The following is a 16,676-nucleotide window of genomic DNA, read 5'->3' as shown; positions in this document are numbered from 1 at the left end:
GGAAAGAGTCCATGAAATCGTTACTCGACCTGTTCAAGCAATTCACGCCCGATGAGCATTTCGATGCCATCAAGATCGGCATGGCTTCGCCCGAAAAGATCCGCTCGTGGTCTTTCGGCGAGGTGAAGAAGCCTGAGACGATCAACTACCGCACGTTCAAGCCAGAGCGCGACGGTCTGTTCTGCGCCAAGATCTTCGGTCCCATCAAGGACTACGAATGCCTGTGCGGCAAGTACAAGCGCCTCAAGCACCGCGGTGTGATCTGCGAGAAGTGCGGCGTTGAAGTCACGCAGACCAAGGTGCGTCGCGAGCGTATGGGTCACATCGACCTGGCCGCTCCTTGCGCGCACATCTGGTTCCTGAAGTCGCTGCCATCGCGTCTGGGTCTCGTGCTCGACATGACGCTGCGCGACATCGAACGCGTGCTGTACTTCGAAGCTTATGTGGTGACCGACCCCGGCATGACTCCGCTGAAGAAGTTCGGCATCATGTCCGAGGACGACTACGACGCCAAGCGCAAGGAATACGGTGATGAATTCATCGCCAAGATGGGCGCGGAAGGCATCAAGGATCTGCTCGAAGGCATCGACATCGATATGGAAATCGAGCGTCTGCGTGGCGATCTGACCGGCTCCGAAGTCAAGGTCAAGAAGAACGCCAAGCGCCTGAAGGTTCTGGAAGCGTTCAAGAAGTCCGGCATCAAGCCTGAGTGGATGGTGCTGGAAGTGCTGCCCGTGCTGCCGCCGGATCTGCGTCCGCTGGTGCCGCTGGATGGCGGCCGCTTCGCTACGTCCGACCTGAACGACCTGTATCGCCGCGTCATCAACCGCAACTCGCGTCTGCGCCGCCTGCTGGAGCTGAAGGCTCCGGAAATCATCGCGCGCAACGAAAAGCGGATGCTGCAGGAAGCGGTGGATTCGCTGCTGGACAACGGCCGTCGCGGCAAGGCGATGACGGGCGCGAACAAGCGTGCCCTGAAGTCGCTGGCCGACATGATCAAGGGTAAGAGCGGTCGTTTCCGTCAGAACTTGCTGGGCAAGCGCGTGGACTACTCCGGTCGTTCCGTGATTACCGTGGGTCCTTACCTCAAGCTGCACCAGTGCGGTCTGCCCAAGCTGATGGCGCTGGAACTGTTCAAGCCATTCATCTTCTCGCGCCTCGAAGCGATGGGCATCGCCACGACCATCAAGGCCGCCAAGAAGGAAGTGGAAGCCGGCACGCCAGTGGTGTGGGACATCCTGGAAGAGGTCATCAAGGAACACCCGATCATGCTGAACCGTGCGCCTACGCTGCACCGTTTGGGCATTCAGGCGTTCGAGCCTATCCTCATCGAAGGCAAGGCGATCCAGCTGCACCCACTCGTCTGCGCGGCGTTCAACGCCGACTTCGACGGTGACCAGATGGCCGTTCACGTTCCACTGTCGGTGGAAGCGCAGCTCGAAGCCCGTACGCTGATGCTGGCATCGAACAACGTGTTGTTCCCCGCTTCGGGCGAGCCTTCCATCGTTCCTTCGCAGGACGTGGTGCTGGGTCTTTATCACGCCACTCGTGACAAGATCAACGGCAAGGGTGAAGGCCTGGTGTTCTCCGACATCGGTGAAGTGCAGCGCGCACTGGACGCCGGTGAAGCCGAGCTGGCTGCACGCATCAGTGTGCGTCTGACCGAGTGGACCAAGAACAAGGCGACGGGCGAATTCGAGCCCGAGACCAAGCTCGTGGAAACCACCGTCGGCCGCGCACTGCTGTCCGAAATCCTTCCCAAGGGCCTGCCTTTCGCGAACATCAACAAGGCGCTCAAGAAGAAGGAAATCTCCAAGCTCATCAACGTGAGCTTCCGCAAGTGCGGCCTGAAGGAAACCGTGGTGTTTGCCGACAAGCTGCTGCAGAACGGTTTCCGTCTCGCGACCCGCGCAGGTATTTCCATCTGCGTGGACGACATGCTGGTGCCACCGCAGAAGGCGGACATCATCGGCCGCGCCGAGAAGGAAGTGAAGGAGATCGAACAGCAGTACGTCTCCGGTCTGGTGACCGCTGGCGAGCGCTACAACAAGGTCGTGGACATCTGGGGCAAGGCCGGTGACGAAGTCTCCAAGGTCATGATGCAGCAGCTGTCCAAGCAAAAGACCATCGACCGTCACGGCAAGGAAGTCGATCAGGAATCGTTCAATTCGATTTACATGATGGCCGACTCCGGTGCCCGCGGTTCCGCAGCCCAGATTCGTCAGCTCGCCGGTATGCGTGGCCTGATGGCAAAGCCTGACGGCTCCATCATCGAGACGCCTATCACCGCGAACTTCCGCGAAGGCCTGAACGTGTTGCAGTACTTCATCTCCACCCACGGTGCCCGTAAGGGTCTGGCGGATACGGCGTTGAAGACGGCGAACTCGGGTTACCTGACACGTCGTCTGGTGGACGTGACGCAAGACCTCGTGGTGAATGAGCAGGACTGCGGCACGCACAATGGTTCGCTGATGCGCGCCATCGTCGAAGGTGGTGAAACCATCGAGTCGCTGCGTGACCGTATCCTCGGTCGCGTCGCTGCCGAAGACATCATCCACCCTGAAACCCGCGTGGTGCTGGTTCCGGCCGGCACGCTGCTGGACGAGGACACGATCGAAGAGATCGAAGCCCAGGGCGTGGACGAAGTGAAGGTGCGCACGGCGCTGACCTGCGAAACCCGCTACGGCCTGTGCGCCAAGTGCTACGGTCGCGACTTGGGTCGTGGCGGCATGATCAACCTCGGCGAAGCCGTGGGCGTGATCGCTGCGCAGTCCATCGGCGAACCAGGCACCCAGCTGACCATGCGTACGTTCCACATCGGTGGTGCGGCGTCGCGTGCGGCGGTGGCCTCGAGCGTGGAAGCCAAGTCGAACGGTTCGATCAGCTTCAACAGCACGATGCGCTACGTCACCAACACCAAGGGTGAACTGGTGGTGATTTCCCGTTCCGGCGAAATCGTCATCAGCGACAACGGCCGCGAGCGTGAGCGTCACAAGGTGCCGTACGGCGCGACGCTGACCGTGAAGGCCGATCAGGCCATCAAGGCGGGCGCGATTCTCGCCAACTGGGATCCGCTGACACGCCCGATCATCACCGAGTACGCTGGTCGCGTGAAGTTCGAGAACGTCGAGGAAGGCCTCACGGTTGCCAAGCAGGTCGACGAAGTGACCGGTCTGTCCACGCTGGTGGTGATCGATCCGAAGCGTCGCGGCTCCGCCAAGGTGGTGCGTCCGCAGGTCAAGCTGATCGACGCGAACGGCCAGGAAGTGAAGATCCCCGGCACCGATCACTCGGTGACGATCGGCTTCCAGGTCGGCGCTCTGATTCAGGTGCGTGACGATCAGGACGTGGGCCCAGGCGAAGTTCTGGCCCGTATCCCGGTCGAAGGTCAGAAGACCCGCGACATTACCGGTGGTCTGCCACGTGTGGCCGAACTGTTCGAAGCGCGTTCGCCAAAGGACAAGGGCATGCTGGCCGAAATGACCGGCACGATCTCGTTCGGCAAGGAAACCAAGGGCAAGGTCCGTCTGCAGATCACCGATCCGGAAGGCAAGGTCTGGGACGAACTGGTTCCGAAGGAAAAGAACGTTCTGGTGCACGAAGGTCAGGTCGTCAACAAGGGCGAGCTGGTCGTCGACGGACCCGCGGATCCGCAGGACATCCTGCGTCTGCTGGGCATCGAAGAACTGGCGCGCTACATCGTTGATGAAGTGCAGGACGTGTACCGCTTGCAGGGCGTGAAGATCAACGACAAGCACATTGAAGTGATCGTGCGCCAGATGCTGCGTCGCGTTGTGGTCGAGAACATCGGCGAGTCCACCTACATCTCGGGTGAACAGGTCGAGCGTTCGGAGATCCTCAACACGAACGAAGCGCTGCAGAAGGAAGGCAAGATTCCGGCAACGTACTCCAACATCCTGTTGGGTATCACGAAGGCATCGCTGTCGACCGACTCGTTCATCTCCGCCGCTTCCTTCCAGGAAACGACGCGCGTGCTGACCGAAGCCGCCATCATGGGCAAGCGCGACGAGCTGCGTGGCCTGAAGGAAAACGTCATCGTGGGTCGTCTGATCCCGGCCGGTACCGGTCTGGCATACCACCAGGCCCGCAAGGCCAAGGACGCGATGGACGAAGCCGAGCGCCGTGCGATCGCCGACGCCGAAGCTGCAGAGCTGGCCACCGCAGGTGATGCCGACGACGCAGTGGAGCCTGCCGCTCAGGACCAAGGCGCCGGCACTGCGGATTGATTGATCCGTAACCCGCGCTGAGATCGACGCACCGCGTCGATCCCGACTCCCGCCCTGCCGTGCAATGCACGGATAGTGCGGGAGTTTTTCTTTTTGTGAGCACTTGGCGAGCCGAAAGTGCTCTACATTGCGGGCATGCATTGCATGACACGTCGTCTTCCTCCAAAGGATTGCACCCCATGTTCCTGACTGGCTGGCTCATCGCTCTGGCCGTGCTGGTGTTCTGGGCCGTCGGTGCGTACAACCGACTGGTGCGTCTGCGCTCGGCCGCGATCCAGGCATTCGGCGCGCTCGATGCGGAGCTGCTCCGGCGCACGGCGCTGCTCGGTGAATACGACGCCGTGGTTGCCGGTCCGCGCGTGCCGCAGGATGCGCAGATGCACGAGGCCTTGCGGGCTTCGGGCACACAGTACGCGGCGTCGCTGGCGGTGATGCGTTCGCGTCCGCTGGACGAGCAGGCTGGCTCCGCGCTGGTCGCTGCGGGCAAGGTGCTCGATGCCGCATGGCAGGCGTTGGTGCAGGCCTCACAGGCGCAGTCTTCGGAGGCGGGGGATGGCGGCGGTGCAGCCGGCACAGGCTCCGCGACGACGTCGCTTCATTCACTCATCGAACGCAGTGCGCACCAGCGCACGCAGATCGATCTCGCCACCGCTCAATTCAATGCAGCGGTGGATCATTACAACAAGGCCGTAGCCCAGTTTCCCGCGAGCATGCTGGCGGGGGTTTTCGGCTTCAAGCGGGCACTGATGCTTTGATCGGCACCACGCGGCCCCGAATGGTTTTTCCGGCTTATGGCGACTCAGTCCAAGAAGACAACATCCTCTTCATCCCAAACGCAGAACTGCGCTGCAGAACCGCAAGGCCCGGCACTGTGGAAGCAGCTTGATGCGGCCGCGCAGTGCCTGCAGGCCGTGCGTGGCGGGCAGTCGGCGACGGCGGTGCTCGAGCAGGTCGAGCGCAGTCTGCGCCCCGGCGTGCAGGCGCTGCTGTTTCAGGCCCTGCGCCAACTGGGGCGCGCGCAGGCGCTGCGCAAGGAGCTGGCCGCGCGCAACCCGCCGCCGCGCGTCGACAACCTGTTGTGCACGGCGCTTGCCCTGGCCTGGCAGGAAGATGCCGCTCCGTATCCGCCGTTCACGCTCGTGAGCCAGGCCGTGGAGGCCGCCAAGCGCAATGCGACGACGCGCGGTCAGGCGGGTTTTGTGAACGCTTGCCTGCGCCGCTTTCTGCGCGAGCGCGATGCGCTGGTCGCCGCCACCGACAAGGACCCGGTCGCGCAGTGGAACCATCCGCTGTGGTGGATTCGTGCGGTGCAGAAGGACTATCCGGACCACTGGCAGCAGATCCTCGCGGCCAACAATGCCCATGCCCCGATGACGCTGCGGGTGAATGCGCTGCGTGGACAGGCTGCGGAATATCTGCAAACGCTCGAAGCCTCAGGCCTGCCGGGCGTGCGCGTGGGCGCAAGTGGCATCGAACTCGCGCAGGCCGCGCCGGTGTCGCAGTTGCCCGGCTTTGCGGAGGGCGCGGTGTCGGTGCAAGATGCCGCGGCCCAGTTGGCCGCCCCGCTGATCACCGAGGGTCTGGATCAGGCACAACCTCTGCAGATCCTCGACGCCTGCGCCGCGCCGGGCGGCAAGACCGCCCACATCCTCGAACTCGCGGGTGCGCAGCAGAAGTGGCAGATGACGGCGCTCGAGATGGACGGCGAGCGTGCCCGTCGCATTGGCGAGACGCTCGAGCGATTGAAGCTCAAGGCCCAGGTGCTGGTGACCGATGCCGGCGACGTGGACGAGTGGTGGCCCAAGGCCAATGGCCGTGCGCAGTTTGATGCCATCTTGCTCGACGCGCCCTGCAGCGCCGCGGGCATCGTGCGCCGCCATCCCGATGTGCGCTGGCTGCGCCGCGAGAGCGATCTGCCGCAGCTCGCCAAGCTGCAGGAGCGGCTGCTGGCCGCGCTCTGGCCGCTGCTCAAGCCGGGTGGCAGGCTGCTGTACTGCACCTGTTCGATCTTCCATGTGGAAGGGCGGAATCAGATCAAAGCGTTTCTCTCGCGCAACACTGATGCAGATTTACTCACCTCGCCGGGCCATTTAATGCCCGGCCATTCTGCGGGAGATGACAAGCTCCGCGAGAATGCGATAGGTGACCATGACGGCTTTTACTACGCACTTCTGCAAAAGCTGGCTGCGTGAGTGGACTGCACGCGGCAGGATGATTGCGTGGTGGCCCCGTTTGACGCCGAGTTCGGCGTTCTGCTCCGCGCTGCTGGTCGCCGCGCTGGTCTGCGGACTGGCTCCGGCGCAGAGCCTGGCCCAGCAGTCGCACTCCCGCAGCGAGATCACCGACTTCAAGCTCCAGCAGACCACGGACGGCCTGCTGCTCTCGACCACCATGCGTTTCGAACTGCCCGACCAGGTCGAAGACGCGCTCTACAAAGGCATCGCCATGTACTTCGTGGCGGAGTCGCAGATCGTGCGCGAGCGCTGGTACTGGTCGGACAAGGTGGTCGCGCGAGCTACCCGTCATATGCGCCTGAGCTACCAGCCGCTCACGCGCCGCTGGCGTTTGAGCCAGTCATCGACCCCGTTTTCCGACACGGGCCTCGGCGTGTCGCTGGGGCAGAACTTCGATGAACTGGGGGACGCTCTGGCGATCATGCAGCGCATCGCGCGCTGGAACGTGGCAGAGGGCGATGTCTTTGAAGACAACGGCACGCAGACCCTGCACTTCAATTTCAGACTCGACATGTCCCAGCTCCCGAGACCGCTGCAGCTCAGCACGGTCGGCCGAACCGGCTGGAGTCTGATGCTCTCGCGCAGCGTGCTGCTCACCAGCAGCACCGTGGAGACAAGCAAGTGAACGCACCACAGCAGCCCGTCCCGATCTCCGAGGCTGCCCGCAAGCAGGAAACGCGTCGTCGCACCGTGCGCTGGGCGCTCGGAGTCGGCGCTGCGCTGATGTGCGCGATCGGACTCGTGCTGCTGTTCCTGCTCACGCAGGCCACCAACAACCGCGACCTCTACGAGCGCAATTTCGCCTGGCTGATGGGCGTGAACGTGCTCGTCGCCGTGCTGCTGCTCGCGGTGCTGGCGTGGGGTGCGTTGCGGCTGGCGATGCGGCTCAAGCGGGGGCGCTTCGGAAGTCGACTGTTGATGAAGCTCGCGGGCATCTTCGGCGTCGTCGGCGTGATTCCGGGACTGTTGATCTATGTGGTGTCCTACCAGTTCGTCTCGCGGTCCATCGAGAGCTGGTTCGATGTGCGCGTCGAAGGCGCGCTCTCGTCGGGCGTGAGTCTCGCGCGGGTGACGCTGGACACCATGGGCGCGGACATCGCCTCCAAGACCCGTGAATCCAGCACCCAGCTCGCGCAGGTGCCCGATGCCGCAGCGGGGCTGGTGCTCGACCGCATCAAGGATCAGCTCGGCGCGTCCGACATCGTGCTCTGGAACGCTTCCGGCCAGCCGGTGGCGAGCGCCGGACAGTCGCGCTTTTCGCTGAATCCGGATCGACCCACGCCGCAGCAGCTGCGCACCGCGCGGCAGGATCGGATGACGTTCCAGATCGAGGGACTGGACGACATCACCACCGCGAAGGCCGAAGACAACGTGCGGGTGAAGGCGCTGGCGCTGGTCAGCAGCCCCACGCTCGGCCTGCTGGTCGAGCCGCGCTTTCTGCAGGCCACGGTCTCGCTGCCGCCCGCGCTCGTGGCCAACGCCATCGCGGTGCAGGAAGCCAATCGCGAGTATCAGGAACGCGCGCTCGCCCGTGGGGGCCTCAGGCGCATGTACATCGGCACGCTCACGCTGAGTCTTTTTCTTGCAGTGTTCGGCGCGGTGCTGCTGGCGGTGCTGCTGGGCAATCAGCTGGTGCGGCCGCTGCTGCTGCTCGCCGACGGGGTGCGCGAGGTGGCGGCGGGGAATCTGAGTCCCAAGGCGGTGATTCAGAGCAATGACGAACTCGGTGGGCTCACTCGTTCATTCGCCACGATGACCCAGCAGCTCGCCGATGCCCGTGCGGCCGTGGAGCGAAGCATGGGCGAGGTTGACGCCGCACGCGCCAATCTGCAGACCATTCAGGACAACCTTACCGCCGGTGTCATCGTGCTCGATGTGGCGGGCACGATCCTCTCGTCCAACCCCGGAGCCACGCGCATCCTGCGCGCGCCCATGGCCGCGTTTGAAGGCAAGCCGCTGGCCGATGTCCCCGGACTCGCCGAATTCGCGTCGGCCGTGCAAGGCCATTTCGACGAATTCCATCGCGAGCGCACGCATCACGGGCTCGACCATTGGCAGCATCCCTTCGAGCTCGATGCGCCGCCGTCGGGCGTGGGCGAGCAGGGCACCAGCCTGGTCGCACGCGGCGCCGAGCTGCCCGAAGGCGCACGGCTGCTGGTGTTCGACGACATCTCGGAAATCGTCTCCGCACAGCGCGCCCAGGCATGGGGCGAGGTGGCACGGCGCCTGGCGCACGAGATCAAGAACCCGCTCACGCCCATCCAGCTGTCGGCCGAGCGTCTGGCGATGAAGCTCGACGGCAAGGTGGCGCCCGCCGAACAGGCGGTGCTCGACAAGTCGGTCAAGACCATCGTCGAGCAGGTCGACGCGATGAAACGTCTGGTCAACGAGTTCCGCGACTATGCACGTCTGCCCGCAGCCGAATTGCACTCACTCGACCTCAACGCGCTGGTCAATGACGTGCTGCATCTCTACGGTTCGGAAAACGCTTCGGTGGCCGTCGAGGCCGAACTGGATGCCCGCAATCCGCACATCAACGGCGATGCGCAGCAGCTTCGGCAGGTCATACATAATCTTTTACAAAATGCCCAGGACGCCACCCAGCAGGCGGCGGAGCAAAGCGCAGAGCCCGCGCGGCCGGTGCGAATCAGCACGGTTTTGAGCGATGCGTCCAATCGTGTGCGCCTTACTGTGTCAGACTCGGGGCCAGGCTTTCCCGCGCATATACTGCAACGGGCATTCGAGCCTTACGTTACGACTAAGCCGCGCGGCACGGGATTGGGGCTCGCGGTGGTGAAAAAAATAGCAGATGAACACGGCGCACGTGTCGATTTGGTCAATCGTGTGGAAAACGATGTGGTGAAAGGGGCACAAGTGTCGCTATCATTCCCTTCGGACATCGCTTCAGCACTTTAACAACACGCGCATATCGTGCAATAAGGGTGTATCAAAACACATGGCAAACATTCTGGTGGTAGATGACGAACTGGGAATCCGGGATCTGTTGTCGGAAATCCTGAACGACGAGGGTCACAGCGTGGACCTCGCAGAGAACGCCACCCAGGCTCGCAATGCACGTCTGGACAATGTCTACGATCTGGTGTTGCTCGACATCTGGATGCCCGATACCGACGGCGTTTCGTTGCTCAAGGAATGGGCAACATCCGGCATGCTGAACATGCCGGTCATCATGATGAGCGGTCACGCCACCATCGACACCGCAGTGGAAGCCACGCGCATCGGTGCGTTCTCGTTCCTTGAAAAACCCATCACCATGCAGAAGCTGCTCAAGGCAGTGGAGCAGGGTCTGGCGCGCAGCACCGGCAACGGGAGCAATGCGCAGGCCCAGGCGGCGGGTGCCGTGGGTCAGGGCGGCGCCACGGCAGCCAAAGTCGCTGGCAGCGGAAATGGCCCTCAGGTGCTCAATGGCGGCGTCGGCGCTCCGGCCACAGCGGTCGCCATGGTTGCGGAGATCGACCAAGGCCCCATGTCGCATCAGGGCTTTGACCTCGACCGACCCCTGCGCGAAGCGCGCGACGGATTCGAAAAAGCATACTTCGAGTTTCATCTGGCCCGCGAAGGCGGCTCGATGACCCGGGTCGCTGAAAAAACAGGTCTCGAACGCACCCACCTTTACCGAAAGCTGCGTCAACTCGGTGTAGACTTGGGCCGCAACAAACGAGGATGACGAAGAATTAAAAAACAGAAATTTTTCGGCGATTTGCAAAAAGAGCTAAAAAATCTGTATATAATTCAAGTCTTCCCCAAGTGGCCCGGTAGCTCAGTTGGTAGAGCAGCGGATTGAAAATCCGCGTGTCCGTGGTTCGATTCCGCGCCAGGCCACCACTTGATTCTCAAAAGCCCGTTCAAGCAATTGAACGGGCTTTTGTCGTTCTGGGCCTGATATGAAATTCCGGCGGATATGTGCCGGGTTTCTTGTTGCGACTTCGCGTTGTCATCTCTTCTGGCCATCGTTTCCCAAGTCGACAACGGAACGCCAAAGCACGCTGCCTTCCCGTGTTTACCCTTGGTTTTGGGCGTATTTAGGCCTTTTAATAGCCAAAATATTACGGTTCACAATCGTTCATTGTGAAAGGCTTTCGGTCTCTGCATCATTTCGATACTATAGATAACGACTCAAGACAAAAAACTTTCGATTGAATCACTCAATACGATGGCGATGGGCCCGAAGAAGGTGGTTTGAGCAGAAATTGTTGAAAGTCAAAAGCGTTTGCAGGTGTTCTGGCGCGTGAAGCGGCGAATCCTGAGCACCGAATGCAATAGATATCGAAACACGTAAGGCAGCCACGAAGTTGCCTATGGAGGGGGAGACGATGCCATTTTTCCGAGCATTGGTACGTCCGGTTGGGGGACGTGCGGGACAGATGATCAGGATTTGCGGGTTGGCTGCGTTGGCGGTGGCCACGGGCGCCAGTGCCCAGACGCAGAAGCCGGCAGCTCTCAACGAGCCGATCTTGCCGCTTCCTTTGGGCCACAAGGAAGATGCCAGCAAGGTTGCATTGGGCAAGAAGCTGTTCAATGACGTGAGGCTGTCGGGGAGCAACTCCGTGTCCTGCGCCAGTTGCCACAACCTTCCCAAGGGCGGCGGCGATATCTTGCCGATCTCGAAGGGGGTGCAGGGGCGATTGGGCAAGGTCAATACGCCGACCGTGTTGAACAGCGGCTTCAACTTCCGCCAGTTCTGGGATGGGCGCGCAGCGTCGTTGGAGGAGCAGGTTTCAGGACCTATCCATGACGCGAACGAAATGGACTCCACATGGGCGGAGGTGATCCGCAAGCTCGGCCAGGACGGAGCCACTGCGGGCGAGTTCAAGAAGATCTATCCCGACGGCGTCACCGCACGGAACATCGCTGACGCATTGGCGAGCTTTCAAAAGACGCTGGTGACGCCCAACGCCAGATTCGACCGCCATCTGCGCGGGGAGAAAGCGGCCCTCACCACCGATGAGCTGCGTGGTTATCAGCTTTTCAAATCCTACGGCTGCGTGGCCTGCCATCAGGGTGTGAACGTGGGTGGAAACATGTTCCAGACCTTCGGCGTGATGGGTGACTATTTCGGCAAGCGCGGCAATCCCACGGCGTCGGATCTGGGTCGCTTCAATGTCACGAAAAAAGAGAGCGACAAATACTCTTTCAAGGTTCCCAGTCTGCGCAACGTGGCGCTGACAGCACCCTATTTCCATGATGGCTCGGCCAAGACGCTTGGTGATGCGGTGGACGTGATGTTTCAGTACCAGCTGGGGCGTCAGGCATCGGCTGAGGACAAGAAGCTGATCGTGAAGTTTCTGCACACCCTTACCGGCGAACTCGATGGCAAGCCCCTTGCCAGCGCGCAAAGCCTCGATTGACCCAGGATTGAAAGAGAGGCCGTATGTTCAACAGCAAGAACTTTCAGTTGCGTTTGATCGGTGCTGCAGCGGTGGTCCTGATCGCGGTTTTGGCATTCCTGATTTTGCAAACCCGCTCGATCAACTTCAACATCAGCAATGAGATCGTCAACACGCTGCGGGAACTCAAACAGGTTGATGCGGAATGGAACGTCGACGTGCTGCGCGCCAAGACGGGACTGTCCACCAACTACGATCAGGTGGCCAGCCCGCTGCCACTGATCTCGCGCTTGGGCCATCAGCTCTCGGACACGACCACCAAGTATTGGCTGGGGCACAGCGACAGCATTTCGGCCATGAAGCCGATTCTGGAGCGATTCCAACGGTTGATGGACGAAAAGATCGCGGCGACCGAGCAGTTCAAGTCGCAGAACGCCATTCTGCGCAACTCGTCGCGCTTTCTGCCGGTGGCGGCCGCCGAGCTGGTGGAAGCCACGCGGAGCAGTTCGATGCCGGCGGGCGATCGGCAGACCCTGGAGCGGCTGACCAATGACATGCTCGCCAATGCGATTGGCTATACCCAGAATCCGGAAGCGGCGCTGAACGATCGCATCGCGGGCGATGCCGATGCGTTGCGCAGCTTTACCGCCAGCGCGGATGCGTCAGTGCGGGATCTGGCTGGCATCTTCGTCGCTCACGTGAACACGCTGGTGCGACAGCAGGACCGTGGCGCAAGTCTGCTTGCCGAACTCAGCGCTCTGCCAACAGCCCAGACTCTGGATGAGCTGTCGGATGCGCACACGATGGAGAACGACAAGCTGCTGACGCACCTGCAACTGTATCAACGCGCGCTGGTGATCTATTCCGCATTCCTTCTGTGCCTGCTGGCCTGGGTGGGCTGGAAGCTGTTCCGCAGCTTTCAGTTGCTCAACAAGGCCAACGACAGCCTCAGCGAAACCAACAAGACGCTGGAAAACGCGAACTTTGAATTGCGTGAGTCGCACGTGCGGCTGGTGCAATCCGAAAAAATGTCGGCGTTGGGTCAGATGGTGGCGGGCATCGCGCACGAGATCAACACGCCGCTGGCCTACATCCGCAGTACGTTCAACGTGGTGCGCGATCAGCTCAATCCGTTCGACACGCTGGCCATCGAGGGACTCGGTTTTGCCAAAGCCATGCGCGAGCCGAAGCGGGACAACGATGTGCTCAAAGTCCATTTCAGCAAGTTTGAATCGGCTGCGAGCGACGTGGTGAACCATGGCGTGCTGCGCGAAGTGGATACCTTGCTCAGCGACGGGATTCATGGCATCGATCAGATTTCGGAGATCGTGCTCAACCTGAAGAACTTCAGTCGTCTGGACCGCGAGAAAGTCACAAACTTTTCGGTGGAGGAAGGGCTGGAAAGTACCTTGCTGCTTGCGCGCAACGTGCTCAAGAACAAGGTCGAAATCCGCAAGGAGTTCGCCGATGTTCCCGACATTTCCGGCTCGCCTTCGCAGGTCAATCAGGTGTTCCTGAACATCATCACCAACGCGGTGCAGGCGATGCCCGAGCGTGACGGTCCGAACATCGTGACACTGCGCACCAGCGTGAGCCCGGAAGGCGATCAGGTGCAGGTGGAGATTCAGGACAACGGCACGGGCATTCCAGAAAGCGTCCTGCCGCATATCTTCGATCCGTTCTACACCTCCAAGCCGATCGGCGAAGGTACGGGCATGGGGCTGTCCATCTCGTACAAGATCATTCACGAGCATGGGGGATCCATTCTGGTCGAGTCGGTGCCCGATGTGGGTACGGCGTTCACCATTCTTCTGCCACTGCAGAACCCAAAGAGCGACCCGTCGGATGCCGATGAACTGATCGCAGAGTCCAGCGAAGCCTTGTTTGCGGATTGATCCGTGATGCAGCCAGTCAACAAATCAAAAGAGGAGAAGCCAATGCCACCCCACATCCCTTCCATTCTTTTCGTGGATGACGAAGAGCGCATCGTGAATCAACTGCGCATGATCTTCAGAAACGCCTACAACGTGCACACGGCGACGTCGGGCGAAGAGGCGCTGCAGATTCTGTCGAGCACGCCGATCGATGTGCTGGTCAGCGATCAACGCATGCCGGGCATGCCGGGCATGCTGGGTGTGGAGCTGCTGGAGAAAGCCCGACAGCTCTCCCCCAACACCATGCGCCTGCTTCTGACGGGGTACTCCGATCTCGCGGCCATTGTGGGCTGCGTGAACGAGGGCGAAGTCTTTCGCTTCATCAACAAGCCCTGGGATCACGAGGAAATTCAGCAGATCATGGCCGATGCCTGCGCCGCCGGCAGCGCCGCACGCCAGGCGAGCCACACCGAAGCCGCATTGGCGACCAGGCAGTTGATTGCCAGCGTCAAGGAAAATCCGCCTAAGGTGCTGTTGATTGACACGAACGTGGCAGAGCTTCAGGCCATGTCTCAGGTGCTGTCGAGCGACCAGAGCTGCATTCTGGCCACCTCCATCAGCGATGCGCTCGATGCGCTGTCCAACAATGATGTGGGCGTCATCGTCTCGGAGGCGCGCGTGGGCCGCAGCGACATGGGCAGCTTCCTGCATCTGCTCAAGCAGCACCATCCGATGATCACGACCGTGCTGCTCAGTCGGGCGGGGGATGCGGATCTCGTCATCCGCATGATCAACAAAGCGCAGATCTTCCGCTTTGCAACCAAGCCGCTGCGCAAGAGTTCCTTTCAGCTGGCAGTGGCTGCCGCCATGAAGGCGCATTTCAACTACCGTGCCAATCCGGCACTGGTCAATCGCCATCGGGTGGCTGAAGACAAGACGGCGAGTTCGGACGCCTCTCTGGTGAGCAGCGTGATGCAGAGCCTCTCCAGTTTGCGGCAGCGCTTTTCGATCTTCGGGCGCAAGCGGGAAGCGACCTGAGGCCACGCGCGCAGGCACTCCGGCAAGAGTGACCACATACCGTTGGAAGGCCATGGCGCCGGAGGTTCCTTGCAGTCCGCGGAAAAACAATTCGCACCAATACAGTGCGACATTGGACCCCGTATGCAAGAAAAGTTGAAACTCATCTATTCTTTTGCATAGTTCACGGCAGCGGCCCAGCTGGATCTGCACCTTGTTGGTGCTGACTCGCTGGGCTTTGCTACGTCCGAATCTAGTTCAAAGAGGTCTTGGCGGCATCGCCAAGGCTGAGTTACACCATTTCCAACTTTTGATCTGCCAACCATGCGCCAAGAAAGCGACTTTTTGGGTCCCAAGGACATTCCCGACAACGCCTACTGGGGGGTGCATTCCGCCCGTGCGGTGGAGAACTTCCCGATCACGGGCCGAACCGTGGCCGAAATGCCAGCGCTGGTGCGTGCGTTCGCCTATGTGAAGAAAGCGGCTGCGGTGGCCAATCTGACGATGGGCGCCATCAATCAGCAGCAGGCGGATGCCATTGCCAAGGCTTGCGACATTCTCATCGCCGGTGAGCATCACGACCAGTTCGTGGTGGACGTGATCCAGGGCGGCGCGGGCACGTCGACCAACATGAACGCCAACGAGGTCATCGCCAACATCGCGCTTGAAACGCTGGGGCTGGGCAAGGGACGCTATGACGTGATTCATCCGAACGATCACGTCAACGCTTCGCAGTCCACCAACGATGCCTACCCGACGTCGGTGAAGCTGGCGACTTACTTCGGCATTCAGGACCTGCTGGCGGCACTGACTGCGCTGCGCGGCGCCTTCCAGGCCAAGGCGGTCGAATTCAAGGATGTGCTCAAGATCGGCCGCACCCAGTTGCAGGATGCCGTGCCCATGACTCTGGGCCAGGAGTTCAACGCGTTCGTCTCGATGATCGCCGACGACGAAAAGCGTCTGCGTGAGTCGGCCAGCCTGATGTGTGAAATCAACATGGGCGGCACCGCGATCGGCACCGGCATCAATGCACCCGTCGGTTACGTGGACGTGGTGGTGCCCAAGCTGGCCGAATTCTCGGGCGTGCCCGTGGTGAAGGCGGGTGACCTGATTGCAGCCACCGGCGACACGGGGGCCTTTGCGGACATCTCCGGCATCCTGAAGCGCATTGCCGTGAAGCTCTCGAAGATCAGCAACGACCTGCGCCTGCTGTCGTCCGGCCCGCAGGCCGGTGTGGGCGACATCAAGCTGCCAGCGCGCCAGGCGGGCTCGTCCATCATGCCGGGCAAGGTCAATCCCGTGATCCCCGAAGTGATGAATCAAGTGTGCTTTGAAGTGATCGGCAACGACGCCGCCATCACCATGGCGGTCGAAGCTGGCCAATTGCAGCTCAACGCATTCGAACCGCTGATGGCCTGGGCGCTGCATCAAAGCCTGACCCATCTGAGCAGTGCCTGCCGTACCCTGCAGGTCAATTGCGTGGAAGGCATTGAAGCCAACACCAGCCTGCTGGATGCACGCATCGCCGAGTCGGTGACCTTGGTGACGGCGCTCAATCCGATGATCGGCTACGAGAAGGCCGCCAAGATCGCCAAGACCGCCATCGCGTCGGGACTGCCGATTGCCGTGGTGGCCGAGCAACTGGGCATCATGAGCCAGGCGCAGATGCAAGAGCTGCTGGTCGCTGACAAGTTGACCACTCCTGGCGCATTGACGGCTGCAGTCTGAGTCTCGGCATGGCCTGTGCTCTGGGCAAGGCCTGCCTCGCCTGATGGTTGCGGCGGCGATTCACGGGATGGGCCGCTGAATCACGCCAGGCGGGGTGTGCGGCGTTTTCTTGACGTCGCATGGCCCTGTCTGCCGGGTGGCGCGTCTGTCGCCATATAAAATCCGAGCCGACTCTGCCGTCGCATCGGTGAGTGAGGGTGCACTCCATGCTCCCCTCCCTGCCGATGG

10 protein-coding genes and 1 tRNA gene are annotated in these 16,676 nt (G+C 61.3%); all 11 read left to right on the top strand.

The window, feature by feature from the left end; translation table 11 throughout:
- Nucleotides 1-11: 11 nt before the first annotated feature.
- The 11 genes from rpoC to ISG32_RS25390 all read left to right on the top strand — a co-directional run bounded on the left by rpoC (nt 12) and on the right by ISG32_RS25390 (nt 16,448).
- Entirely contained in the window at nt 12-4,247 is a 4,236-nt protein-coding gene (gene rpoC, locus ISG32_RS25440; RefSeq protein ID WP_194773810.1) for a DNA-directed RNA polymerase subunit beta', read from the top strand.
- A gap of 179 nt (nt 4,248-4,426) precedes the next feature.
- The gene (locus ISG32_RS25435; RefSeq protein WP_194773809.1) at nt 4,427-5,002 is read left to right on the top strand and encodes a LemA family protein; all 576 of its coding nucleotides are present in this window, start codon (nt 4,427-4,429) and stop codon (nt 5,000-5,002) included.
- Between the two features lie 36 nt (nt 5,003-5,038).
- Entirely contained in the window at nt 5,039-6,439 is a 1,401-nt protein-coding gene (rsmB, locus tag ISG32_RS25430; protein WP_194773808.1) for a 16S rRNA (cytosine(967)-C(5))-methyltransferase RsmB, read from the top strand.
- A 40-nt stretch (nt 6,440-6,479) separates the two neighbouring features.
- Nucleotides 6,480-7,106, top strand: a complete 627-nt coding sequence (locus ISG32_RS25425; RefSeq protein WP_407645095.1) for a DUF4390 domain-containing protein — start codon at nt 6,480-6,482, stop codon at nt 7,104-7,106.
- Nucleotides 7,107-7,129: 23 nt separating this feature from the next.
- On the top strand, nt 7,130-9,397 hold the full coding sequence (locus tag ISG32_RS25420) for a sensor histidine kinase (RefSeq protein WP_323745996.1): 2,268 nt from the start codon (nt 7,130-7,132) through the stop codon (nt 9,395-9,397).
- Between the two features lie 40 nt (nt 9,398-9,437).
- Complete coding sequence (locus ISG32_RS25415; RefSeq protein WP_194773807.1) at nt 9,438-10,169, top strand: response regulator; 732 nt, start codon at nt 9,438-9,440, stop codon at nt 10,167-10,169.
- An 82-nt stretch (nt 10,170-10,251) separates the two neighbouring features.
- A tRNA-Phe gene (locus ISG32_RS25410) sits at nt 10,252-10,327 on the top strand.
- A 473-nt stretch (nt 10,328-10,800) separates the two neighbouring features.
- Entirely contained in the window at nt 10,801-11,850 is a 1,050-nt protein-coding gene (locus ISG32_RS25405) for a cytochrome-c peroxidase (RefSeq protein ID WP_228530112.1), read from the top strand.
- A 23-nt stretch (nt 11,851-11,873) separates the two neighbouring features.
- Nucleotides 11,874-13,724, top strand: a complete 1,851-nt coding sequence (locus ISG32_RS25400) for a DAHL domain-containing protein (protein WP_194773806.1) — start codon at nt 11,874-11,876, stop codon at nt 13,722-13,724.
- A 42-nt stretch (nt 13,725-13,766) separates the two neighbouring features.
- A complete protein-coding gene (locus ISG32_RS25395) occupies nt 13,767-14,741 on the top strand; it encodes a response regulator (protein ID WP_194773805.1) in 975 nt (324 codons plus the stop codon).
- Between the two features lie 303 nt (nt 14,742-15,044).
- Nucleotides 15,045-16,448, top strand: a complete 1,404-nt coding sequence (locus ISG32_RS25390) for an aspartate ammonia-lyase (protein ID WP_194773804.1) — start codon at nt 15,045-15,047, stop codon at nt 16,446-16,448.
- The last annotated feature ends 228 nt before the right edge of the window (nt 16,449-16,676 follow it).

The sequence above is a fragment of the Diaphorobacter caeni genome (assembly GCF_015354245.1).
In the GTDB taxonomy this organism is placed as follows: Bacteria; Pseudomonadota; Gammaproteobacteria; order Burkholderiales; family Burkholderiaceae_C; genus Diaphorobacter_A; species Diaphorobacter_A caeni.
Note: the sequence above shows the minus strand (reverse complement) of the source record. Positions and strands in the feature narration are given on the sequence as shown.